Raw genomic sequence first — 24,321 nt, 5'->3', positions numbered from 1 at the left:
GACTCATATTTTTTTTGAGTAAAAGTGTTGCCTTTTTATCTCAAATTAAATATAATCTTACCGATAAGAAATTAGCAAACCAGTTGGAACAAAGTATGCAACACTGAAGGCTTTCTTTAATGGAATAAGATTCCTGTTAAATCAGTGATTCTTACTTGCTTACTTGTTTCAAAAGGAGAGCTTTTTTTTAGGTATGGAAGGAGAAATAAAATGCGTAAATTTATAGTAAGTCTGCTTGCGGTATGTTTACTGATGAGCGGTTGCATACAACCTGCAGGGAATATGCTTCATGCACAGGAAGTAACTAAAGAAGTACAGGAAGATACTATTTCTGCAAGTGGAAAAATAAAAGTAGGAATAACTTCTGTAAAAGCATTAGTAGAAGAAGAAAATTTCGAACTTCAATTAAGTAAGAACGGTTATGAAAAAAAAGAGGTTATTTCATTAGAAGTGAATGGAGATGATAACCTGAATAGTTATGGAAGTGTAGAATTTTCTGATTTAGAAGATGGTAATTATACATTGACAATTACTTCGACAACGAATAAATATCAGGAATATAAACAAGATTTTGTCGTAGAGGGATTGGAGTATGCTATTCAGCTATATGCCGGAGAAATGGAAGTTGATACACAGCAAAATGCTCATCTTGGAGTACTTCAATATCGTATGTATGGTGAACAAGAATTGAAAGAAATTCTTGATGAAATTGAAAAAAGAACAGATACATTGGATTATGATTTGAATAGTGATAATGTTGTAAATTTACTTGATTTGCAGCTGTTTTCAGCATATTATTCCACAAATCCAAAAGAAAATATTTTATCAACAATAGAGACAAGTGTTCCTTCTTCTATTGTTCAAAGTAACCTTGGAGAAAATGTAGAAATTAAGAGTGGTAGTTTAGAACAGGTACTTGATCAAGAAACACAGGAAAGTGTGCAGCTTGCGACAAAAGAAGCAATCAGCGAAGAAAATCCATTAGAAGTTTCTTTCATTTTAGGTAAAGCAGATACAGCAGTTCCTTTAGAAGGAATTTCTATTCAGTCCGGTGCTGTTGAAAATCAAATTAGTGGTGGTAGTATTCTTATAGAAACGCAAGATGGTGTAAAAGAAGAATATACAATTACCCGCGAGGTAGGTAGAGGAATTTTAGCAAGTGAAACAAAGACTGCTGTCCTTCACGATGATGGTTCTATTAGCATTGATTTCGGTGGACAGATTGCAGTTAAAAAAGTTACGATTAAAGTAACTGCTACGGCAACCAAAAACGGTAATCTTGTAGAAATTTCTAAAGTTGAATTTGTAAATGATATGGAAAATAAAATTCCGGCACCGGAATTGAATATTCCCAGCAATTTGCAGGCGAAAGCCGGTAATAAAGAATTTACGTTGAACTGGTTGAAAGGTAATAATATTACCGGATATGAAGTAAGTGTACGCACGGAAAACGGAAAAGAAGAAGTATATTCTACTTCGAAAAATACGATTACCATTGCGCAATATAATAAGGATAAATTGAAAAATAAAATCACTTATTTTGTAAAAGTGCGCTCTGTTAATGGAGCGTGGAAAAGTCCTTTTAGCGAAGAGATAAGCGTAATTCCTCGTACAGATGAAAAACCGAAAGCTCCGGATAACCTTGTTGTTAAGGGAAGCTATAAAACATTAGATTTATCTTGGAAACAAATGGAAGATACCGATACTTATAATGTTTATTACAAGAAAGATAGTGAAACATCATTTATTAAAATCAGCGGAATAAGCACAAATTCATATCAGCTGACAAATCTTGAAGATCAAACAAAATATCAGATCTATGTAACAGGAGTGAATGAGCTTGGCGAAGGTGCGAAGTCATTAACTGCAAGTGCTAAAACAACAAGCAATGAACCTGTAAAAATGCCTCTGTATCATTTGATCAATCTACCGAATGCAAGTGGAGAGTTATCGCAGCATATCAAAAGTGCTTCTGCAGGTTCCGGTCAAATGGTTAATAGTGCGTTAGATACACAAGGAAACAGTGCACTCGGTTTATTTGATAATGATTTCAATTCTTATTTAGAAACCAGTACATGGGATATTGGCGGTTGGAACAATAATGCTAATGCAGGTATTCATGTTACATTTGATAATGTTTATCAGATTGATGAAATCGTAATAGCAGAACCAAGAGAAATTGCAGATTATCCATATGTTCGTATTCACTATAAAGATGAGCAAGGAAAAATGCAATCGACTAAGAGAATGGAATTTGAAACACAGAATATAACGCAGGAAAATGGCAGACGTTATTATCGTATTAAACTTCCTTCACCGATTCGTACATCAGAAGTGATTGTTGGATTAGGTCGTTACGTAGCAGGCTCGCCATCGATAACGATTGCGGAAATGCGTTTTTATTCATATGATTCTTTGGAAGATGATATAAGTAATCTATATGAAGATGATTTGCATGTGCAGCTTAAAAACAGCGTTGATGAAAAACAACTTGAAGATTTGCAAAATCGTTTAGATACTACCGATAACGGAGAGTATCATCTGGATAGAAACTTGTTACAAAAAGAATTGGATACAGCAAAATCGCTGTTTGAAGATTCTGAAAAACTATATGATGTTACAAAAGTAAATACCAATATTACTGCGAAGAAAGATGGACATCTTGGATTCAGTGGATTAAATGCTTGGCAGCCATTGGGAGTCAGTGCTTCTGCAAATGAAAAAATAGTTGTTTATGTAGGTGGAAAAGGAAAGAAAACCGGACAAAATGTAAACTTGCAGTTAGTGGCTACACAGCAACATGCAGAAAGTAGCAATTTATCAAAAGTTGTCGCAACATTGAAAACTGGAAGAAATGAGATTACGATTCCGGAACTTACATCAACAGATGTAGAACGCGGTGGGGCATTGTATGTACAGTATACGGGGAATGACTCAAAAGAAGAATTAGCGGTTCGTGTAATGAATGGTACAAAAATTCCCGTATTAAATTTATATGGAGTTACTGACGAAAAAGAACGTCAAAACAAAATCAATGCATATATGGAAGAAGTAAAAGCACATACGAAGCAATTAAAGACTTTACATCGTAAACAAAAAGGCTTTTCTTTATTCTCGTTATTCCAAGGATATGATGAGAAAACTTCAATTGTAAACACAACAGATATTATGTTAGATCAAATGATGATTTCGATACCTGCTTCTCAGGTTGTTGCCGGTACAAATGGAGATGCCGATACGCTTGCTTCTTCATTACAAGCAATGGACGAAATGATGATATTGTTTTATCAACAAAAAGGATTAACAAATTCATTTAGCGAAAAAGATTTGAGTAATAAATTGAATGTAAAAAATTCTTTGCCGTCTCAGCATTTAAATATTCGTTATATGAAAATGTTTGCCGGTGCGTTTATGTATGCAGCAGGAAATCATATTGGTATTGAATGGAATGAAACAATTGGCATGGTAAATACAACTTCTGTACAAGCTGATAAAGATGGAAGATGGTTGAGTGGACAATATTTCGGTTGGGGAATTGCACATGAAATCGGACATAACATAAATCAAGGAAAATATGCAATTGCAGAAGTAACAAACAACTATTTTTCGTTAATTGCGCAAGCAAAAGATACCAATGACAGTGTGCGATTTGATTATGAAAAGGTCTATGATCGTGTAACATCAAATGTGAAAAGCAGAAGTGAAGATGTCTTTACACAATTAGCAATGTATTGGCAGTTACATTTAGCGTATGATCGCTACTATAACTATAAATTATTTGATAATTATGAAGATATTTACAACCATGTGTTCTTTGCGAGAATAGATAGCTTTGTCAGAGATACTTCCAAAGCACCTTCCCCAAATGAAATCGCCTTAACCTTGGGAAATGACAAAGATCAGAATTTTATGCGTTTGGCAAGTGCGGCAGCAGAAAAAGATTTAAGTGAATTCTTTATGCGTTGGGGATTGATTCCAGATGATACGACCAAAGCATATATAGAACAGTTTGAAAAAGAAATGCGAGCAATTTATTATGTAAATGATGAAGCCAGAGTTTACGAGATGGAACATGAAAATGCGGATAACTTCTTGAATAAGAATATTGTATATGCGGATATAAAAGAACAAAACCGCAATAAAGTAAGTCTTGAATTAGGTGTCGATAATGCGGATAAGAATACTTTATTAGGGTATGAAATTACAAGGATCTTAACAGAAAACGGAGAAAGCAAAGAAGAAGTCGTTGGTTTTACTACTCAAGATATATACGAAGATACGATTAACTCAATTAGCAATCGAAGTGTTTCTTATAAAGTAGTGGCAATTGATAAAAAATTAAATCGTTCTGCTCCTATTATGACGAAAACAATTAAAGTAGAAGGCGATGGAAGCTATACGAAGGAAAATTGGAATATTGAAACGAATTTGATTTCAGAACTTGATTTAGAAAATCCGGCAGATAGCAATGACCCATGTGCTCCTGAAAAAATTCCGGCATCTTATATGATGATCGATGATAAAAAAGATACTGTATATATTGGAAAAACAAAGGAAACCCCCTATATCACAATTGACCTTGGTAAAGTCGAAACTATAAATGCGCTTCGCTTTATCAATGGACAAAGCGTTGATGATATTGCTGCATATAAAATCGAAGTTAGTAAGGATAATAAGACATATACAACGCTTAATAACAAAAAACTTAAAGATGAAAAAGGTGTTGTAACGATGTATTTCAATAATGGCGAAGATCCATGGGTTACAAGTTATGATGCTTCCTATATTCGAATTACTTTGAATGGATATAAGAATAAAGAAGTTAGCCTTGGTGAGATTGATGTGTTGGGACCTACAGGAGACAATATAGAGTTTCACACAGTAGATGGGACAACGGCGATAGGTATTTTAAGTAAAGATTTTATATATCAAGAAAAAGACGAAACACAGGAAGAAATGAAAATACCTGCGGGTTCTATTGTCTTTACCGGTGAATATAAAGGAAATCCGGCATATAATGTGGTTCTTTTATATGACGAGAACGCTCAGATCATCGGGGGAAGTGATACAGAAGGAAATCTTAATGCTGAACAGATTATTTTAGCCCCAAATCCGGGTGATGGATTGCTTGGTGAAACGGAAAGCGGAAAATGGATATATTGGATTGATCGTCAATATGCTGCAAAATTACCAAATAAAGTACGTGCTGAATTGTATCGAGTAGATAATGCATTAACGAATGAGGGACAGCGCTTGGTAAGTGATACTTTATTTGTAGAAATTCCGGAAAAACTGCCTGAAATTTCATTGACAAAATAGAGAGAGGAGTGAATTTATGATAAAAAAACGAATTATGGCTATTGTTCTATGTGTTGCTTTTCTATGTTTTCCACAAACAATTGCAGCACAAGAACAAAGAAACATTTTTTTAGATGTGAATAATAACAAGGTTGATGTATATATAGATATGCGTAATTTATCTTCTATTACATCTTTACAGCTTAGTTTGAAAGTAACCTCGGAAAAAGAAACTTTGGATTTAGAAAACTTTGCCTTTGAATTTAATGAAAATATTGAAAATAAAATACAAAAATGGACGTATCAACCCGAAACAGGAGTTTTAAATATTTATTTAGCGGATCAAGAAGTAACTACACTTACTGCACAGTCAAAACTTTATTTGGGTATATTGAGTGTTCGAGCATCAAATCTTGAAAATGTTAAAATTACCGTCGATGAAAATGCTTTACAATATGTAAATAAAGAGAACTTATTAACTCAAGATGAGAAAACCGTATCTTCAACAGTAACGCTTGGAAAAAAAGATGATTCACAAGAAAATGGAGATAATGCAAATGGTAATCATGGAGGAGATACAGATGAAGATTCTTTAGATTCACAAGGAGATGATCATCTGAATGATGCCGATAAGGGTGATGGTGAAGATACTAAGAAACCTGTTAAAGAAGATATTCAAACAGGACGAGTAGTTCCTATTGCTCTATATACTGCCACAGTTTTAGCTACATTAATAGCAGGTGCTATTTTAATCGTTTTGAAGAAAAAAGAAGAATTAACAAGGCGTTAAAGGAAAAAACATTCCCTTAAAATGAAGAGGGAATGTTTTTTTATATACGCTAAAAAAAGAGAGACACGTTGCTAGGATATCGCAGTAAAAGTGTTTCTGTAATGAGAGTGGAGAAGCAAACAAGCTTATCAGTTATTAGAATCAAACTAATGAATAGGTTAGACGAGCAGACAAAGAACAAGCGATGGAACGAATTATGTATGAAATCGGCTTTGTTACATAAAAAAGATTTACATTCAGTAAAAAGATTGTGCGGATATCTGATGAGAAGGTGTGTAAGAAACGGCTATAATATTGAGAAAAGATATCATGAGTAGATAAAATTGTTATAAACAACGTATCAAAGCAGCATGATAACATAAAAGATAAAGCATCAAAGAAAAGACTTTTTACATAAACCGTTAAGGAAGATAACCAATTCATATGATTATGTATATAGAAAATCTTAATGTGCAAAAAATATTGAAGTTAAAAACTTTGACAAATCAATTATTGATAATGGTTGGCGAATGTTCATAAATTGAAATTGATTCCTTTGTTACATAGATTTACTAATTTACAATCCGTGGTTGTAATCTCTTTCATTTTATACTACAATGGAATGTGGGAAGAAAGAGGTATTTGACATGAATGCAATCATATTAGCAGCCGGTGCCGGTTTGCGAATAAAAGAGATGGCTACACAGGGACATAAAGCGTTTCTGCCTATCGGGGGAGTTCCAATCATTGAGCGAATCATTCGCTATCTGCATGAAGCAGAAATTACGGATATTACCATTGTAACTGGTTATAAGCATGATCAGTTTCTTTTTTTAAAAGAACGCTATGGAGTTAAATTACTTTATAATAAACGCTATGCAACGCATAACAATCTTGAATCCTTAGAGCTGGTATTGGATCGAATCGGAGATACCTTTATCATACATGGTGATATTGCACTTTTTAAAAATATTTTCAAAATGGAAAATCGAGGCTGTTCGTTCTTTTACACGATGCTAAAGGAATCAAAGGGAGTTCCACTTACACGAATCCACTGTAATCGAAACCGTATTATTACCGATTATGAAGGCTATGCCGGAAGAGAAACGGTTGTAACCAATCTGGGAATTTCTTATTGGACAAGAAATGATGCTGGTGATTTCAAACGCTTTTTTCATCAACGAGTCGATGAGAAAATGAAAAAACGTTTTGGTTTAAGTTGGGAAGATATTTTTCTTGCACTTAGCTGTGAAAAGGCGCTCGAAGCACATCAGCTGGATCGAAAATACGGCTGTGATATCAATATACTCATGGACTATCTAAATGCGTGCAGTATCTATGATCGTCTTTGGAAAAACTGTGATTCAATCAAAAAATGAGCAAATACGAAAGACTTTTAAAGTTTTTCGTATTTTTTTACGTATGACATATAATGGAGGTGATCGTATGCGCTGTTTACGCTGTGGGAATACCCAACAAAAATATTTTTATCAAGATGGCAGTGTTTGGTATTGTCGTAAATGTATTGCCTTTGGGCGAATGAACGTCGGAGAACTGCCAAGAGCAAAAAAGTATCGGCAACAACGGCACGCTTGTGATTATGTTCTTAAATATCCACTAACCCCCAAACAACAAAAAGCATCTGCGGAAATTGTATGGCATGCCAAACACCAACAGTCGCAGCTGGTGTATGCGGTATGCGGTGCGGGAAAAACCGAACTGGTCATGGAAGTAATCAAGCAATTTTTAAATGCGGGGAAAAAGGTTGGCTTTGCGATTTCGAGAAGGCAGGTCGTTTTGGAAATTGCCACACGTATGAAAGAAGCATTTCCCATGATTGAGGTGATTGCAGTATGTGAAGGTTACAGCGATATATGCGATGGGGATTTGATTGTTTGTACAATGCATCAGCTGTATCGCTATTATCAAACATTTGATTTGTTAATTATGGACGAGGTCGATGCTTTCCCCTATCGCGGCAACGAGGTTTTGCAGGCGATTGCGCAGCATGCTTGCCGTGGAGTTATGGTATATTTGACCGCTACACCGGACGAATCCATGTTGAAAGATGTTGAAGATGGAAAGTTGGCATTGGTTGAGCTGTTTGAGCGACCACATGGGTATCCGTTGATTGAACCGGAAATTCGTACTTGTGCGAATCGTATGCAGCTTTTTTATCTGATTGCTTTTCTTTATCAACAGCGTAAGGCAGGTATTCAAACCTTGGTTTTTGTTCCTACCATTCGTATGGCAAACGAGCTGCATAAAAAGCTGTGTCTGTTATTTCGCTGTAAGGCGTTTACTTCTCAAAGTGAGGATAAAGAAAAAATCGTTGATGATTTCCATAAGAAAAAGTATGAATGTTTGATTACGACAACAATTTTAGAGCGTGGAATTACGATTAAAGGAATCTATATCATCATTTTACAAGCAGATCATGTAGTATTTAACGAAGCCAGCTTAACACAGATTATCGGGCGAGTGGGAAGAAGTATTGAAATGCCGAGTGGCAAAGGGATTTTTCTTTGTGAGCGTGTAACAAGAGATATCGAACGCTGTAAGCATGCGATACAGCATATGAATAAGGAGAGCTTTTCATGAAAGAGGAGTATTGTCGCTTGTGTATGGAGGATATTACAAGAAATATGCGTGTGAAGGATTTTCTTACTCAGGATCAACTGCTTTGTGCCGATTGTCTTGCGAAACTAAAGCGCATTGATCGTCATGTTGTTTGGGAAGGGATTTCGATGCATATTTTGTATGAGTACAATGATTTTTTAGAATCTATGATATTTCAATTTAAGGAGGGGCATGATGTTGCGCTTGCAGATGTGTTTTTTTATTCGGATATCAAAAAATTAAATGACAAATATCGACACTGTGCCTTTGTACTTTTGCCATCTAGTGAAGAAAAGCTAAAAGAACGCGGATTTTTGCCAATGAGAGAAATGCTGAGACGTGCGCATGTGGAGATTGTGGAGCCCTTCTATAAGACAAGCAACTATAAGCAATCTTTGCAAAGCTTTAAAAACAGGGGAGAAATACGCCATGTGATGCGTCGAAAAGATGATGTTATCTTGCCGAAGAAACGCTTGGTAATCGTAGATGATGTATGTACGAGCGGCTCCAGCATTGCATGGGCATATCAATTATTGTCCTCGCATACATATAAAATAGAGGTCTTGGTCTTAAGTGCTACCCATTTGTTTGTCGAAAATTGCGATAAAAAAGGTTTGAAAAAGCAGATGATGTTTTCTATACTTGGACATGTAAGACGTAAAGGAAAGGTGAAGTAAAATGACAGGTAATGTAAAGTGGTTTAATGCGGAAAAAGGGTTTGGTTTCATTCGGACAGAGGAGGAAAAAGATATTTTCGTACATTATTCGCAGATCGTGCAAGATGGATATAAAAGTTTGAATGAAGGGGAAGCGGTGCGCTTTGAAATTTTTGAATCGGAAAAAGGGTTGCAGGCGAAAAACGTAGAAAGAGCTTAGCATGTTAAGCTTTTGTTAAATATGGAAAAAACGATTGTTTATAGATCACAGCTTCTTTATAATTAAAGATATATTAGGAAAGGTAGAGTATAAGAATGCAAGGAAAAGTAAAGATGTTTAATCAGGAAAAAGGCTATGGATTTATTACCCGTGAGGGTGGAAAGGATATTTTCTTTCATTATTCGCAGTTGGTTATGGAAGGATATAAAACCATTGATCCGGAAGCAAGCGTGGAATTTGAGCTTGTGGAAACCGAGCGTGGTCCGCAGGCACAGCATATCGTTCGTTTGTAGAAGTATGTAATAGGTCATGCAGCAATGCATGGCTTTTTTTGTTAAGGGGGAAGAAAGTGGTACGTTTAAAATGTAAGAGGTTGCAAAGGAGTAAACTATTTTCCTATTTCTTATAGTGTTCATGATATTTTTGTGTTACAATAAATAGGTCTATACGAGTATAAAATAAGGTATATTTAAAATACATGGAGGTTCTTATGGCGAATTTTTTAGAACGCTGGATAAGCGGAGAGGGAAAAGCATTAAAACGCTTGGAAAGTAAAGCAGATGCAGTGCTTGCCCTTGCTGATGAAATGGCAGCATTGAGCGATGATGCGTTAAAGGCAAAAACAGATGAATTTAAGGAACGCTACGCAAAGGGAGAAACATTAGACGAATTGTTGGTAGAGGCCTTTGCGACTGCAAGAGAGGCAGCCCGTCGTACGATTGGTGAATATCCATATCGTGTTCAGATCATGGGTGCTGTGGCAATGCATGACGGTGATATTGCCGAAATGCGTACCGGTGAAGGAAAAACCCTGACTTCAACAATGTGTATCTATTTGAATGCATTAGCCGGAAAAGGTGTGCATGTTGTTACTGTCAATGATTATTTGGCAGGTCGTGATGCGGAGTGGATGGGACAAATCTATCGCTTCTTGGGAATGAGTGTTGGTGTCAATTCACGTCCATTATCTCCTGCGGAAAAGCGTGCGGCTTTTGCATGTGATATTACATATACGACCAATTCCGAATTGGGATTTGACTATTTGCGTGATAACATGGTTACCGATATTAAGGATCGTGTATTGCGTGGCTTGCATGTGGCAATTGTCGATGAGGTCGATTCGATTTTGATTGATGAATCCAGAACACCGCTGATTATTTCCGGAGGGGCAAAAAAGACAGCGAATCTTTATTTGCAGGCAGATGCATTCGCAAAACGCTTGCAGGAAGATGATTATGAAATTGATGAAAAAACCAAGCAGATCATGCTTACAGAAAAAGGTGTTAACAATGCCGAAGCTTATTTTAAGGTAGATAATCTATATGATGTAAACCACACGCAGTTGGTACATCATATTACGCAAGCCTTAAAAGCTAACTATATCATGAAAAACGAAGTGGAATATGTGGTGCAGGACGATGAGGTTGTTATCGTCGATCAGTTTACCGGACGTACTATGCCGGGACGTGCTTATTCCGATGGTTTACATCAGGCGATTGAAGCAAAGGAAGGTGTTTCTATTAAGGAAGAAACTTCTACCTTGGCAACGATCACATATCAGAATTTCTTCCGTTTATATGATAAGCTTGCCGGTATGACCGGTACGGCAAAAACCGAAGAGGAAGAATTCTTGGATATCTATAACATGCGAGTTGTGGAAATTCCAACCAATCGTCCGATTTTGCGTGTGGATTATCCTGATGCGATTTTCGCAAGTCCGGAGCTGAAATATGCGGCATTGGTAAATGAAGTAAAAGAGTTGTATGCAAAAGGTCAGCCGGTGTTGGTTGGTACGATTTCGGTGGAAAGCAGTGAATTGGTTGATAAGCTGTTAAATAAAGAAGGTATTCCGCATGAAGTGTTAAATGCGAAAAACCATGCACGAGAAGCAGAAATTATTGCTAAAGCAGGACGTCCGAAGTCTGTAACCATTGCAACCAATATGGCAGGGCGTGGTACCGATATTAAGCTTACAGAGGAATCTAAAGCACTTGGCGGCTTGGTTGTGTTAGGTAGTGAACGTCATGAATCAAGACGTATTGATAATCAGCTGCGTGGACGTAGTGGTCGTCAAGGAGATCCGGGTTATTCTCGCTTCTATGTATCCTTACGTGATGAGCTGATGATTCGTTTTGGCGGCGATAAATTCCAAAAGCTATTTGATACCTTAGGTGATGCGCAGATTGAATCTAAAATGGTAACGAAATCCATTACGCAGGCACAGAAGCGTGTTGAAGGCTATAACTACGATATTCGTAAACAGTTGATTGATTATGATGATGTATTGCGTAAGCAGCGTGAAATCATGTATGCACAGCGTGATTATGTGTTGGAAAATGAAGATGTACATGGTATTGTTAAAGATATGGTAGATCGCGTTATTCGTGATGTTGTCATGGCAAATGTTGATGCGAACCACAAAAATGTAAACTATGAATCTGTTGTTCAAGGCTTGGAAATGCTTGGCATGGAAGCTAAGGATAATGTAACAGTAGAGGAAATCCAAGGCAAGAATGCAGATGAGGTTGCGCAGTATTGCAGCGATCGAATCTTTACACAGTATGATGAGAAGATCAAAGATGTACGTGATCAATTCACACAGTTTGAAAAGACCATCGTACTTCGTAATATGGATCGTAACTGGATTGAGCATATTGATATGATGGATAAATTGAGAAATGGTATTCATTTGCGTTCGTATGCACAAAATAATCCGCTTCAGGCATATATTGAAGAAGGTTATCAGATGTTTGAGGAAATGCAGGGAAGAATCGCTCGTGAGGTTGTATTCTTTGCATTGAAGATTCAAATCGAAAGAAAGGCTGCTTAGCTATGGAGCTATATGAAATAAGACAAGGAGTGGCTACTCATCAAGCGCGTTTACACGAGCTTGGTGAGTCGCTTTGACTTAGCAGAAAAAAAGCATAAGATTGAAGAGCTGACAGCACGTACGATGGAAGAAAGCTTTTGGAGCGATCCGCAGCATGCACAAACACTTATTCAGCAACTAAATGGTCTGAAAGATGTTGTGGAAAGCTATGAACAGCTGGATCATGCTTTAGCGGGAATGGAAGAAACCCTAACGCTTTTAAAAGATGATTTTGATACGGAAATTTTTGAACTATTGGAAATGGAATATCATGAGATGGAGGAGCGTTTTGAACAATTTGAATTAAAGATGCTGCTATCACATGAATATGATCATTCCAATGCGATTTTAGAGCTTCACCCCGGAGCCGGAGGAACGGAGTCTTGTGATTGGGCGGATATGTTGTATCGCATGTATTCACGTTGGGCAGAGAAAAAAGGCTACAAAGTCAGTGTGCTTGACTATTTGGCAGGCGATGAAGCCGGTATTAAATCCATTACCTTTCTTGTCGAAGGGGATATGGCTTATGGCTATTTAAAAGCTGAAAAGGGTGTACATCGTTTAGTGCGTATTTCACCTTTTGATTCCGGAGGCAGAAGACATACCTCTTTTGCATCTTTAGATGTAATGCCGCAATTTAACGATGAAATCGAAATCGAAATTCGTCCGGAGGATTTGATTGTTGAAACAAAGCGTGCCAGTGGTGCCGGTGGTCAGCATATCAACAAAACCGATTCGGCAATCCGCATGGTGCATAAGCCAACCGGTTTGGTGGCAACCTGTCAAAACGGACGTTCTCAGCATGAAAACCGTGAAGAGGCCTTGCGTATCTTGAAAAGTCGTATTTATCAAAAAATGATTGAAGAACAAGAAGCAAAGATAGCGGAAATCAAGGGAGAACAAAAGGCAAATGAATGGGGTTCGCAAATTCGCTCTTATGTGTTCCACCCATATTCGATGGTTAAGGATCATCGAACCGGTTATGAAACAAGTGATACACAATCGGTCATGGACGGAAACCTAGATGCTTTTATCTTTGCTTATTTAAAAACATTGATTCATTAAAGGATAGCTTGCTATCCTTTTTCCTTGAATATATAGAATGTCATGAAAAACAGGAGGTATGCTATGAAAATCAGTGTCATTATTCCCGCCTATAATAGTGAAGCGGTTTTGATGGACGCCGTACAATCGGTATGCAATCAAACCTATCTTTCATATATTTGTGAAATTGTGATTGTCAATGATGGCAGCAAAGATCAAACGGCTAAGGTTATGCAGCAAATTGCAAAGCAGGTAACGCAAGTTCCGATTACGTTAATCAACAAGGAAAACGGCGGAGCCAGCAGTGCTCGCAATGCCGGTATCAAGGCGGCAAGTGGAGATTGGATTGCTTTACTAGATGCTGATGATGAGTGGCTTGCGAATAAATTAGAGCGGCAGGTTCAAACTTTGCAAGAGCACCCGGAAATTGATTTTTTAGGGTGTGGAAGTGATGATCGCACATTACGTATTTTATTCCATAAGGTAACTAAGCTTTATCATGCAAGTGTGCGTGATTTATGCATCAAAAGTTTTCCGGTAACGCCATCTATTCTTTTTCGAAAAAAGATCGTAGATACGATCGGATATTTCGATGAACATAAAAAATATATGGAAGATGCCGATTTCTGTTTACGTGTTGCAGAGAAATTTCAATATTATTACTTGCCGGAAAGCTTGGTTCGTACAGGACATGGGAAGAAAGCAATGGGAGCTAGTGGGCTAAGTGCAAATGTAAAGGGAATGTATCTTGGAATGGTACAAAATCTTAAAGACGCACACCAACGGGGCAGTATCTCTATCGGCTTTTATGGAATGCTTAGAATTTTTTCTTATATGAAATATATTCGCCGTTGCATTTTAACAAAATTAGGAAAGTAAATCATGCTGTAGTATGTGTCGGCAAATATCGTCATATACTACAGCTTTTATATGTTGAAAACTTAGAAGTATATAAGCATAATTGATAAAATATCGATACTTGGTAAGGTAGATTTTACAAATCAAACACATATAAAAGGGATAGGATTGTAGCATTTTTCAATCGAAAACAAGATGGCTTTGTGCTATAATCATACACGGTGATAAGAGAATGCATATAACAAAAGAAAAGGTTATGGAAATGGGAATGATTGTTCTTGGAAATTTGGCAATTGCGATTGGTGTATCTTTTTTTATTTTACCATCGAATATTTTATCCGGTGGAGTTGCCGGGATTGCGGTTGCATTAGAACCGGTATTTCATATTGAACCACGCCTTGTTATTAACGGTTTGACTATTGGTTTATATATCTTAGGAGCGGTGTTGCTAGGAAAACAGTTTGCCTTGAAAACCTTTGTTTCAACGATCGTATATCCATTGTTTATAACCGTATTGGGAATTTGGTTTGCCGATGTACGAATTACATCAAATCCGTTGTTGGCATCGATTTACGGCGGCATCTTTGTCGGAGCCGGAATCGGCTTGGTTTATCGCGTTGGGGGCAGTACCGGTGGTATGGATATTCCTCCATTGATTATCAATAAATATACACATATTCCACTATCTAGCTTGGTTATGATGATTGATGGCTTAACGGTGCTTTTAGGCGCAATCGTATATGGCATTGAGGCCTCTATGATCGGTTTGGTTTCCGTTTGGGTATGTGGTCAGGTTATCAATAAGCTTATTACCTTAGGTGCAAGAGAGGCAAAAAATGTTTTGATCATCTCTGAGAAGCATGATGAAGTTATCCAACAAATTTATCAACAAATTGATCGTGGGGTTACGATTCTACATGCGACCGGTGCCTATACACAACAGGAAAAACCGGTAATCATGGTTGTTTTATATAAAAAACAGTTTATTGAATTAAACCGCGTGATTGCCGCAGTAGATCCGGAAGCCTTTGTAATTGTAAGTGATGTGAATGAGGTACAGGGAAGAGGTTTTACGTATTCGAAAATGCTGTAATCCTTCACACAAAATTGTAAGAAATTACTAGCCCAATTCTATGAGAATTGGCTTTTTTTATGTTATAATGGAAATTGTTGAAAAGAAGAAATCACCTAAGAGCAGGTGAAACGATAAAAACGCAGAAAGGGGTAAGCTTTCGCATGAAAAACTTTTTAAAAAGCTTGCCGAAGCATTTTACAACAGCTGTTAAAAATCTTGTGCGCCATACGGCAATGAGCTTCTCTAGTGCATCGGCTGTAACGGTAACCTTGATTATGATGGCTTGTTTTATGCTTTTGGCAGGAAATATATCCGGTTTTACAAGCAATGTAGAAACCGATTTGAAAATTCGTGTTGAAATTGACAATATCGTAACGGAGGAAGGAATTGCGGCTATGCAACAGCAAATAGAGGCAATCCCCGGTGTAAAAAGCTTGACCTTTTCCAGTAAGGAAGCGGAAATGGATATTTTGATCGAAGAAAACGGATCGGTTTTTCAACGCTATAAAAATAACAATCCATTGCCTAATGTATTCATTGTAGAAACGCAAACGGCAAAGCAGATGAAGGCTGTAACCAAACAGCTGCGCTCACTTGATGGGGTAGCAAATGCGGAGTATGGCGGTGAGGAAATCGAAAGCATGGTAGAAGCGTTTGAATGGGTGCGTATCGGTGGCGGAATTTTCTTGCTTGCCTTAGCCTTTGTTGCTGTTTTCCTAATTTCCAATACGATTAAGATGACGATTTATACACGTATGACGGAAATTAAGATCATGCGGAATGTCGGCGCAACCAATTGGTATATTAAGATGCCGTTTATGTTTGAGGGAATGCTGATTGGAATGATCGGAGCGATTTTGCCGATGATTTTAACAGCAGCTGGTTATAATTTTATATATCATGGCTTAAATGGTACCTTTATTTCTTCAATGTTTGTGATGCAGTCTCCACACCCCTTTGCGACATGGATTTGTTTGATTTTATTGGCAAGTGGTGCACTTGTCGGAATTTTAGGAAGCTTACATGCGGTAAATAAATATTTGAGGTGGAATCGATGAAAAAAGTAAAATATATAGCTTTGGCAGTAGTTATGACGGTCTTTACATTATTTCCTTACGAAGCAATCGGTGCAGTTGATTTTTCCAGTGATGAGCAGGGGTGGCTGAATCGCTGTCGTGTTCCGCAAAGCAGTCAAGCAGATGTCGAGCTTTGTCGCCAATTTCGTGCATATTATGAAAAGAAGCAAGCAGCTTTAACCGATGATTTAAATGCTATGCGAGATCGCGTCAATGAATTGAAAAACGATATTTCCAAGGCATCTAGCTATTCGAAAGAGCTAAAGGAAAAAATGGCATATTATGATGGCTTGATTGCAACAAACAATGAAAGCATTGCAGTTATTCAGAAGGAAATCAATCGTTTGTCCACTGCAATCGAAGAAAAACAGAAAAATATTGATGCTCGTTATGATTTGATTAAACAGCGCATGCTAGATGAACAGGCAACACTGGGAACCAATATGGAATTGGAAATTATCATGGGAGCGAACGATTTGGTAGATATGCTCCGTAAAATTGACGGTTTAGCTAAAATAACCGAAAGTGATAAGAAGGAAATCGAAATTATCAAGGAAGAACAGGCGAAGCTGAAGCTTGATAAAAGTGAACAAGATCGTTTAAAAGAAGAAGCGGAAACGGTTAAGAGAGAAAATGAGCAGAATCGCAGAAACATTGAGGTATTGAAGGAAGCACAAGATGCTGCGATTGCTTATTATCAACAGCAGGAAGCAGATTTGGCTGCGCAAATGCGTTCAACGCAGGCTGATATCAGTGCAATTGGTAATAATATCATTCATATTGATGTTTCCGATGTTGTAATCGGCGGAAATACCGGCTTTATTTCTCCGGTTGCCGGAGGGTATGTTTCTGCCGGAACTTGGTTTTATCCGGGTGGTGGAGCTCATTTAGGTATGGATATCAGCACTGCAATCGGTACTCCGTTAAGAGCGCCGGCAGACGGTATTGTTTTGTATGCAGCTAATCCGGTTGGCTCAAATAGCGGATATCTTGGAAATTGGAGTGGATATCCGGCAGGAGGCGGCAATACGATTCACTTTTTAACGCAAGTAAACGGAATTACGTATGCGATGAGCTTTTTCCATTTATCACAAAACGGATTTGCGGTAAGTGCAGGTTCTCAGGTTTCTGCCGGACAAATGATGGCACTTACGGGAAACAGTGGAAACACCTCAGGTCCACACTGTCATATTGAGGTTATCAATCTTGGCAGCATGAGTGTTAGTGAGGCTGTTTCAAGATTCCAAAGTACGGCTGATTTTTCATGGGGAAACGGTTGGGGCAGTTCAGCTGTCAATAACAATTGCAGCGTAAAGGCAGCACCATGCCGTATTCGTCCGGAAACAATATTTTAAATATATTCTTACAGTGAAATGTAAGGTTAGGAGTTGAGATTATGATCCTTTTGGAAAATGTATCAAAGGAATATAAAAATGGCGTACATGCGCTACGTGATATCAATTTATCAATTGAAGATGGTGAGTTTGTTTATATTATCGGTCCGACAGGATCAGGGAAATCAACCTTAATTAAGCTTTTAGACGGAGAGGAAATTCCCAATAGCGGTACTGTTATGGTAGAAAATATCAATGTTGGAAAATTAAAGCATTCCAAGGTTCCGGTCTATCGTCGTAACATTGGAGTGGTGTTTCAGGATTTCCGCTTATTGCCACGATTGACTATTTTTGAGAATATTGCCTTCGCCTTAGAGGTTATTGGTATGGACAAGGTGGAAATTCGCCGTCGTGTTCGAGAGGTTTTAGAGCTTGTATCACTAGAGGATAAGGCAAAATCCTTTCCTAATGAGCTATCCGGTGGACAGCAACAGCGTGCAACGATCGGACGTGCGATTGCTAATCACCCAAAGGTGCTGATTGCAGATGAACCGACTGGAAATTTAGATCCGGAGAAATCTGCGGAGATTATGGAATTGTTAGAGAAAATCAATCAGGTAGAGGGTACGACAATTTTAATGGTTACGCATGATTCTAATATTGTAGATCAATTTAAAAAACGTACGATTTGTTTACAGGAAGGCTACATTGTTGCGGATATCATGAAGGGTGGTTATTTAAAGCATGATTAGTTTCTTGAAAGCATTTCCCCGTCATGTAAAAACAGCCTTTCTTAGCATCTTTCGTCATTTGGCAATGTCGCTATCCGCTGCCAGTGCGGTAACGATCACATTGGTGCTTTTGGCGGTATTCTTAGTATTAGCCGGAAATATCAGCTTATTTACAAGCTCGATTGAAGAAGATTTGAGCATTCATGCTGTTTTATCAACAGACATAAAAGAAGAAGCGGATATTCAATTCATTGAGAAAGAAATCCAATCCATTGATGGTGTAAAACAGGTTCGCTATTCTACGCCTGAGGAAGAATTGGAGTTATATATCGAGGAGCAGGGAGAAGAATTTGCTATGTTTCGCGGTGAAGAAAATCCTTTGACCGGAGCTTTCTTCATTACAGTGAAAAAAGCAGATCAGATTGCATCAATCACGAAGCAAGTTCAACAGGTAGCAGGAATTCGTCAAGCGGTTTATGGCGGTACTTCGGTTTCCGATATGATCAATATGTTGAATACTGTTCGCTTTGGTGGTATGATCTTTATTGTTTTATTGGCTCTTTTAGCATTGTTCCTTATTAGTAATTCGATTAAGATGACCATTTATGCTCGTAATCGAGAGATTAGCATCATGCGTAATGTCGGTGCTACCAATGGTTATATCAAGGTTCCATTTATGCTGGAAGGAATGATTATCGGCTTTATCGGTTCTCTAATTCCATGCTTGATCACCTATTTCGGTTATCGCTATTTATTCGATGTAATGGGTGGGCAGATTTTCAGCAATATGTTTAGCTTGCAGCCGGTTATGCCATTTACCTTGGAAATCTGTGCAATCTTAATTGTTGCGGGAATGCTTGTCGGTCTGTTTGGAAGCTTTTTCTCAACAACCAAATATTTGCATTGGAAACGATAAATCAGAAGAAAACAGAGAAAGAACAATTTACGCTATGCGCAGTTGTTCTTTTTTTGTGAAATGCAGATTTACTTTATAGACAATATTACATATAGAAAGCGTTGTTTATTACATAAGGAAATGCTTCTTGCAAGGGTATTATAAATATGAAAAATATGGTATGATAATAAATATTATTTATAAACTGAGGTGAGGTTTTCATGGCAGAAAAGAAAGTTGTAAGATATAAATTAGTAAAGCATAAATGGCCAGATGAGATTAAGGCAGAGCGTGATCGTCGCAAGAAGCGCTTTGCGGTTGTGGCAGCTTGTATATGCTGTTTCGTAGCCGGTTACTTTGTACATACAGTCGTAGGAAGCAGCAGTGTGCAAAATGATGAGGACTTTGAAAAGCTTGCAAGTATTTATGAAATTATGAAAAATGACTTTTATTTCGGAAAAGATATCGAAAATTTAGATGAAACGTTGTTGAACGGAGCTATTTTCGGTATGGTAGAATCCGGTGGTGATCGTCATACAGCCTATATGCTTCCTGCTGAGGCAAAGGAATTTACCAGCTCGATGGAAGGCAGCTTTGTCGGTATCGGTGTACGTTATTATAGTATTGACGAAAATACCTTTATTGTCGATAAGGTGCTAAAAAATTCTCCTGCCGAGGAAGCCGGAGTGCAAGCAAAGGATCAGATTTATGCTGTTAATGGTACGGTATGCCAAAATATGAAGCTTGATGATATTGAAAAGCTGATCAAAGGAAAAGAAGGCAGTGATGTGGAAATCGAGCTTATTCGTGATGGAAAGCATATAACCAAAACGATGGCACGACGTGCGGTTTCCGGGACAGTATTCAGTGAAATTCGTGGAAATACCGGTTTAATTACCTTGGATTCCTTCGCTGATACAAGCAGTGATGAATTTCATGCACATTTAGAAGATTTGAAGGCTTGTAAGCAGCTTGTGCTTGATTTACGTAATAATGGCGGAGGCTATTTGAATGCGGCACAGGAAATTGCCAGCTATTTGATTCCAAGTGATGATGTGATTTTCAAAGAAAAAACAAAAAGTGAAGATCCGGTGGTATATTATGCATTGGATTATCCAAAATATACCTTTGAACAGATTGTAGTAATCGTAAACGAGGATACTGCCAGTGCAGCCGAGGTGTTGGCAGCTGCTCTTGCGGAAAATAAGCATCTCAATGTTACCCTTGTCGGTACACAAACCTATGGAAAGGGAACGGTGCAGGTGCCTTTGACGTTTAAAGACGGAAGCTATTTGAAATACACCGTAGCACAATGGCTGACTCCAAGTGATACATGTATTGATGGAGTAGGAATTACTCCGGACGTAGAGGTAAAGCTCGATGAAGCAATTACGATCGGTGCTCCGGATATCGAAGATGAGGTCTTTGAAGCAGATACGGTAAATGTTGCGGCAAAAAGCGTACAGTTATATTTGAAATTCTTAGGCTATCCGGTAGATCGTAGCGATGAATATTTTTCTCTACAATCCTCAAAAGCCTTAGCCATGTTTCAAAAAGCGGAGGGCTTAACGGCAGATGGAAAGATTCATGCGGAAACAATCGAGAAGCTGATTTCTTGTGTTGTGAAGCAATGGCGTTTACATGAGGTTTACGATACACAGCTTACGAAAGCGTTGGAGATAGCAAATGGAAGATAAATTATTTGATCTGGTATCAGAATATAAGCCACAGGGCGATCAGCCCAAAGCAATCAAGGCGTTGGTAGAAGGTGTAAAGGAAGGTAAGAAACAGCAGGTATTACTAGGAGCAACGGGAACCGGAAAAACTTTCACGATTTCCAATGTGATTGCACAGGTAAATAAGCCTACTTTAATTTTTGTGCATAACAAAACTTTGGCAGGGCAGTTGTATAGTGAATTTAAAGAATTTTTCCCTCACAATCGAGTCGAATATTTTGTCTCAAATTTCGATTATTATCAGCCGGAGGCATATATTCCAAGCTCGGATACTTATATTGATAAAAATGCAACAACCAATATGGAATTGGATATGCTGCGTATGGCAGCGGTTAATTCTGTATTGGAACGCAGAGATACGATTATTGTTGCCTCGGTAGCATGTATTTACGGTGCCAGTAATCCGGAGCAATATCGGGATATGTTTTTTTCCATACGTGTCGGTGATGTGATTGATCGTAAGGAACTAATGAGCAAACTGGTAGCTCGCCAATATACTAGGAATGATATGGAGTTAGGACGTGGCTGCTTCCGCGTACGTGGTGATGTGATTGAGGTAGCTCCAGGACATAGCGATGCGTATATTTTACGAATCGAAATGTTCGATGATGAAATCGAGCGTATTTGTGAGGTTGATCCATTAACCGGAAAAGTATTGAATGCCTATACTGTTTATGTCGTATATCCGGCGAGCGGTTATGCAACGAAGCAGGAAATTATCAATCGTGCCGCCGATACCATTGGTGAAGAACTTGAGGAGCGTCTTGCCGTACTAGAACAAGAGGGCAAGTTGTTGGAAAAGCAGCGTTTGGAACAACGTACACGCTACGATATGGAAGCATTGCGAGAATTTGGGGTATGTCCCGGTATCGAAAACTATTCACGACATATTGACGGGCGAAAACCGGGCGAGCGTCCATACACCTTATTTGATTATTTTCCCGATGATTTCTTGTTGGTTGTAGATGAATCGCATGTATCCTTGCCACAGATTCGAGGAATGTATAACGGCGATCGAGCACGTAAGGAAACACTGGTAAACTATGGGTTTCGTTTACCAAGTGCATTGGATAATCGACCGATGCGCTTTGAAGAATTTGAAGATATGATTCATCAGGCAATCTTTGTATCTGCCACACCGGGGGATTATGAGTTAGAAAAGACACATGGAGAAATTGTCGAACAGATCATTCGTCCGACCGGCTTATTGGACCCATTGGTCAGTGTACGTCCGACACAGGGACAAATTGATGATCTAACTGATGAAATTCGTAAGCGTATTGAAAAAAACGAACGTGTTTTAATCACGACACTAACCGTACGTATGGCTGAGGATTTAACAAGCTATCTTAAGGGTATGGATTTTAAGGTGGCATGGCTGCATCATGAGGTCAAAACGATTGAACGAACGGAAATCATTCGAGATTTGCGTAAGGGAAAATACGATGTATTGATTGGTATTAACCTTTTACGAGAGGGCTTAGATATTCCGGAGGTGTCATTGATAGCGATTCTTGATGCGGATAAGGAAGGCTTCCTTAGAAGCGAGCGCTCCTTGATTCAGATCATTGGGCGTGCTGCACGTAATGCGCATGGTGAGGTTATCATGTATGGAGATCATATTACCGATTCTATGCATAAGGCGTTGGAAGAAACATCACGTCGTCGAGCAATTCAAACCGCCTATAATAAGGAGCATCATATCACACCGCAGACCATTATTAAACCGATTCATGAAGTGGTACGTAGTAAAGAAACGCAGGAAATGACTGCGAAATATATCCATAAGAAAGCTGCTGTTAATAAAAAGGATAAGGATAAGCTCATTGCTAATTTACAAAAAGAAATGAAGGAAGCAGCTAAGGTTTTAGATTTCGAACGTGCGGCACAGCTGCGAGATATTTTATTTGAATTACAAAGCACGTAAGTAGTAAGGAGAGGAATTATGCGAGAAACAGATAAAAAGTTAAATCGTTTGACGATGAAAAATATCCTGTTTATCATCACTTTTACCATTGCATTAGTTTGGGTGATCCTGCATTTCAATGAATGCATTGAGGCAGCTTTGATGATTCTTGGACTATGCAAACCATTTATTTACGGTATCATGATTGCATTTGTCTTTCACCTTCCTTTATCGTATTTTCAAAGAAAGCTGCCGAAATCTATAAAGGGGAAAACACGAAATATCGTTGCGGCGATATTAGCTTTGTTGGTCATTATCGGTTTACTGACATTTATTTTTTGGATCGTTGTACCACAGGTTGTAGATAGTGTTCGTTCTTTGATTGTAACCTTACCGGGTTATGTTGAAGATGTCATGGGAATGCTGGAACAGGCAATCAGCGGTAAAAAGATACCTAGTGAATTGGTGGAACAAATCAATGAATTCGGTGATGGTTTTGTAGAAGCAGCAAGTAATTTTGTGAAAGAAAAACTACCACAGCTGTTGTCCATGGCAAGCGGCTTTGCGAATGGAATTGCGAATACCTTTATGGCAGTGGTCATTGCTGTATATTTAACGGTATCAAAAGATCGTTTGATTCGCCAGTTGAAACGAGCTTTGTTTGCTTTTTGCAGTGAGAAAAAATATCATTATCTCTTGCATGTAGGAGAGCTTGTAAATAAAACCTTTTCCAGCTTTTTAACCGGTCAGTTGACCGAAGCTCTCATTATCGGTGTACTGTGTTATATCGGTTGTTTAGTGTTCAGATTCCCATACGCACCAATCTTATCGGTTATTATCGGCTGTACGAATATCATTCCTATTTTCGGTGCTATCTTCGGTGTAGCAGTCAGTGCTTTGTTGGTAGCATTTGTAAATCCATTGCAGGGCGTGTTCTTTGTCATCTTTGGAATTGTATTGCAGCAGTTCGAAAGCAATTTGATTTATCCTAAGGTAGTTGGAGGAAGTGTTGGTCTTTCCGGGCTGTGGGTATTGTTCGCAATCACCATCGGCGGTGGATTGTTTGGGTTTGTCGGTATGTTGCTGGGACTTCCGACCTTCTCGGTTATCTATTTCTTGTTGCGCGAAGAAATCAATCGTAGAGTAGCTTTAAAAACAGCCGGAAAGCCGAAAAGTGTTTAAGTGAAAAAAGTAAGTGATATGAATATCATTTGCTTTTTATTCTCGTAAATAGC

The 24,321-nt window shown here is 38.2% G+C and carries 18 protein-coding genes; all 18 read left to right on the top strand.

From position 1 onward, the window contains the following. Nucleotides 1–210 precede the first annotated feature (210 nt). The 18 genes from EUBDOL_RS02675 to EUBDOL_RS02590 all read left to right on the top strand — a co-directional run bounded on the left by EUBDOL_RS02675 (nt 211) and on the right by EUBDOL_RS02590 (nt 24,268). Nucleotides 211–5,319 (top strand): fibronectin type III domain-containing protein, encoded by a 5,109-nt coding sequence (locus tag EUBDOL_RS02675; RefSeq protein ID WP_004798199.1) that lies wholly within the window; start codon nt 211–213, stop codon nt 5,317–5,319. A gap of 16 nt (nt 5,320–5,335) precedes the next feature. Next, nucleotides 5,336–6,088 (top strand): hypothetical protein, encoded by a 753-nt coding sequence (locus EUBDOL_RS02670; RefSeq protein WP_004798197.1) that lies wholly within the window; start codon nt 5,336–5,338, stop codon nt 6,086–6,088. A 626-nt stretch (nt 6,089–6,714) separates the two neighbouring features. Continuing rightward, nucleotides 6,715–7,446, top strand: a complete 732-nt coding sequence (locus EUBDOL_RS02665; RefSeq protein ID WP_040462966.1) for an NTP transferase domain-containing protein — start codon at nt 6,715–6,717, stop codon at nt 7,444–7,446. A 67-nt stretch (nt 7,447–7,513) separates the two neighbouring features. Further along, entirely contained in the window at nt 7,514–8,668 is a 1,155-nt protein-coding gene (locus EUBDOL_RS02660; protein ID WP_040462964.1) for a helicase-related protein, read from the top strand. After that, nucleotides 8,665–9,363, top strand: coding sequence for a ComF family protein (locus tag EUBDOL_RS02655; protein ID WP_004798191.1), 699 nt, complete (start codon nt 8,665–8,667; stop codon nt 9,361–9,363). The genes EUBDOL_RS02660 and EUBDOL_RS02655 overlap by 4 nt, the downstream gene beginning before the upstream one ends. Before the next feature lies 1 nt (nt 9,364). Continuing rightward, complete coding sequence (locus tag EUBDOL_RS02650) at nt 9,365–9,562, top strand: cold-shock protein (RefSeq protein WP_004798189.1); 198 nt, start codon at nt 9,365–9,367, stop codon at nt 9,560–9,562. 95 nt (nt 9,563–9,657) lie between these two features. After that, nucleotides 9,658–9,855, top strand: a complete 198-nt coding sequence (locus EUBDOL_RS02645) for a cold-shock protein (protein WP_004798187.1) — start codon at nt 9,658–9,660, stop codon at nt 9,853–9,855. Nucleotides 9,856–10,052: 197 nt separating this feature from the next. Further along, nucleotides 10,053–12,392, top strand: a complete 2,340-nt coding sequence (gene secA / locus EUBDOL_RS02640; RefSeq protein WP_022419684.1) for a preprotein translocase subunit SecA — start codon at nt 10,053–10,055, stop codon at nt 12,390–12,392. A gap of 2 nt (nt 12,393–12,394) precedes the next feature. Then, nucleotides 12,395–13,496, top strand: a protein-coding gene (gene prfB, locus EUBDOL_RS02635) for a peptide chain release factor 2 (RefSeq protein ID WP_177254212.1) whose coding sequence is annotated in 2 segments (ribosomal slippage) — nt 12,395–12,466 and nt 12,468–13,496 — 1,101 coding nt in all. Because the reading frame shifts where the segments join, the coding sequence is not laid out codon by codon here. Between the two features lie 63 nt (nt 13,497–13,559). Further along, nucleotides 13,560–14,354 carry a glycosyltransferase family 2 protein gene (locus EUBDOL_RS02630; protein WP_106381509.1) on the top strand — a complete coding sequence of 265 codons (795 nt, stop codon included), beginning with the start codon at nt 13,560–13,562 and terminating at the stop codon, nt 14,352–14,354. A gap of 211 nt (nt 14,355–14,565) precedes the next feature. After that, nucleotides 14,566–15,426, top strand: coding sequence for a YitT family protein (locus EUBDOL_RS02625; protein WP_004798179.1), 861 nt, complete (start codon nt 14,566–14,568; stop codon nt 15,424–15,426). Between the two features lie 143 nt (nt 15,427–15,569). Continuing rightward, on the top strand, nt 15,570–16,466 hold the full coding sequence (gene ftsX, locus EUBDOL_RS02620) for a permease-like cell division protein FtsX (RefSeq protein WP_004798178.1): 897 nt from the start codon (nt 15,570–15,572) through the stop codon (nt 16,464–16,466). After that, the gene (locus EUBDOL_RS02615; RefSeq protein ID WP_004798177.1) at nt 16,463–17,839 is read left to right on the top strand and encodes a murein hydrolase activator EnvC family protein; all 1,377 of its coding nucleotides are present in this window, start codon (nt 16,463–16,465) and stop codon (nt 17,837–17,839) included. Before ftsX (EUBDOL_RS02620) ends, EUBDOL_RS02615 begins: the two co-directional genes overlap by 4 nt. 41 nt (nt 17,840–17,880) lie before the next feature. Continuing rightward, a complete protein-coding gene (ftsE, locus tag EUBDOL_RS02610; protein WP_004798176.1) occupies nt 17,881–18,570 on the top strand; it encodes a cell division ATP-binding protein FtsE in 690 nt (229 codons plus the stop codon). Next, nucleotides 18,563–19,465 carry a permease-like cell division protein FtsX gene (gene ftsX, locus EUBDOL_RS02605; RefSeq protein ID WP_004798175.1) on the top strand — a complete coding sequence of 301 codons (903 nt, stop codon included), beginning with the start codon at nt 18,563–18,565 and terminating at the stop codon, nt 19,463–19,465. Before ftsE ends, ftsX (EUBDOL_RS02605) begins: the two co-directional genes overlap by 8 nt. A 200-nt stretch (nt 19,466–19,665) precedes the next feature. Beyond that, nucleotides 19,666–21,141 (top strand): S41 family peptidase, encoded by a 1,476-nt coding sequence (locus EUBDOL_RS02600; protein WP_004798174.1) that lies wholly within the window; start codon nt 19,666–19,668, stop codon nt 21,139–21,141. Beyond that, a complete protein-coding gene (gene uvrB, locus EUBDOL_RS02595) occupies nt 21,131–23,107 on the top strand; it encodes an excinuclease ABC subunit UvrB (protein WP_004798173.1) in 1,977 nt (658 codons plus the stop codon). Before EUBDOL_RS02600 ends, uvrB begins: the two co-directional genes overlap by 11 nt. Before the next feature lie 18 nt (nt 23,108–23,125). After that, nucleotides 23,126–24,268 carry an AI-2E family transporter gene (locus EUBDOL_RS02590; protein WP_004798172.1) on the top strand — a complete coding sequence of 381 codons (1,143 nt, stop codon included), beginning with the start codon at nt 23,126–23,128 and terminating at the stop codon, nt 24,266–24,268. Nucleotides 24,269–24,321 lie beyond the last annotated feature (53 nt).

The organism is Amedibacillus dolichus DSM 3991, assembly GCF_000154285.1.
GTDB lineage: Bacteria > Bacillota_I > Bacilli_A > Erysipelotrichales > Erysipelotrichaceae > Amedibacillus > Amedibacillus dolichus.
The sequence above is the reverse complement of the archived record's forward strand: the minus strand, read 5'-3'. Positions and strand labels throughout refer to the sequence as shown.

What these genes read in the sequence shown, in the direction of transcription:
- EUBDOL_RS02675 (WP_004798199.1), top strand. Translation starts at nt 211, where the DNA reads ATGCGTAAATTTATAGTAAGTCTGCTTGCGGTATGTTTACTGATGAGC.
- EUBDOL_RS02670 (WP_004798197.1), top strand. Translation starts at nt 5,336, where the DNA reads ATGATAAAAAAACGAATTATGGCTATTGTTCTATGTGTTGCTTTTCTA.
- EUBDOL_RS02665 (WP_040462966.1), top strand. Translation starts at nt 6,715, where the DNA reads ATGAATGCAATCATATTAGCAGCCGGTGCCGGTTTGCGAATAAAAGAG.
- EUBDOL_RS02660 (WP_040462964.1), top strand. Translation starts at nt 7,514, where the DNA reads ATGCGCTGTTTACGCTGTGGGAATACCCAACAAAAATATTTTTATCAA.
- EUBDOL_RS02655 (WP_004798191.1), top strand. Translation starts at nt 8,665, where the DNA reads ATGAAAGAGGAGTATTGTCGCTTGTGTATGGAGGATATTACAAGAAAT.
- EUBDOL_RS02650 (WP_004798189.1), top strand. Translation starts at nt 9,365, where the DNA reads ATGACAGGTAATGTAAAGTGGTTTAATGCGGAAAAAGGGTTTGGTTTC.
- EUBDOL_RS02645 (WP_004798187.1), top strand. Translation starts at nt 9,658, where the DNA reads ATGCAAGGAAAAGTAAAGATGTTTAATCAGGAAAAAGGCTATGGATTT.
- secA (WP_022419684.1), top strand. Translation starts at nt 10,053, where the DNA reads ATGGCGAATTTTTTAGAACGCTGGATAAGCGGAGAGGGAAAAGCATTA.
- EUBDOL_RS02630 (WP_106381509.1), top strand. Translation starts at nt 13,560, where the DNA reads ATGAAAATCAGTGTCATTATTCCCGCCTATAATAGTGAAGCGGTTTTG.
- EUBDOL_RS02625 (WP_004798179.1), top strand. Translation starts at nt 14,566, where the DNA reads ATGCATATAACAAAAGAAAAGGTTATGGAAATGGGAATGATTGTTCTT.
- ftsX (WP_004798178.1), top strand. Translation starts at nt 15,570, where the DNA reads ATGAAAAACTTTTTAAAAAGCTTGCCGAAGCATTTTACAACAGCTGTT.
- EUBDOL_RS02615 (WP_004798177.1), top strand. Translation starts at nt 16,463, where the DNA reads ATGAAAAAAGTAAAATATATAGCTTTGGCAGTAGTTATGACGGTCTTT.
- ftsE (WP_004798176.1), top strand. Translation starts at nt 17,881, where the DNA reads ATGATCCTTTTGGAAAATGTATCAAAGGAATATAAAAATGGCGTACAT.
- ftsX (WP_004798175.1), top strand. Translation starts at nt 18,563, where the DNA reads ATGATTAGTTTCTTGAAAGCATTTCCCCGTCATGTAAAAACAGCCTTT.
- EUBDOL_RS02600 (WP_004798174.1), top strand. Translation starts at nt 19,666, where the DNA reads ATGGCAGAAAAGAAAGTTGTAAGATATAAATTAGTAAAGCATAAATGG.
- uvrB (WP_004798173.1), top strand. Translation starts at nt 21,131, where the DNA reads ATGGAAGATAAATTATTTGATCTGGTATCAGAATATAAGCCACAGGGC.
- EUBDOL_RS02590 (WP_004798172.1), top strand. Translation starts at nt 23,126, where the DNA reads ATGCGAGAAACAGATAAAAAGTTAAATCGTTTGACGATGAAAAATATC.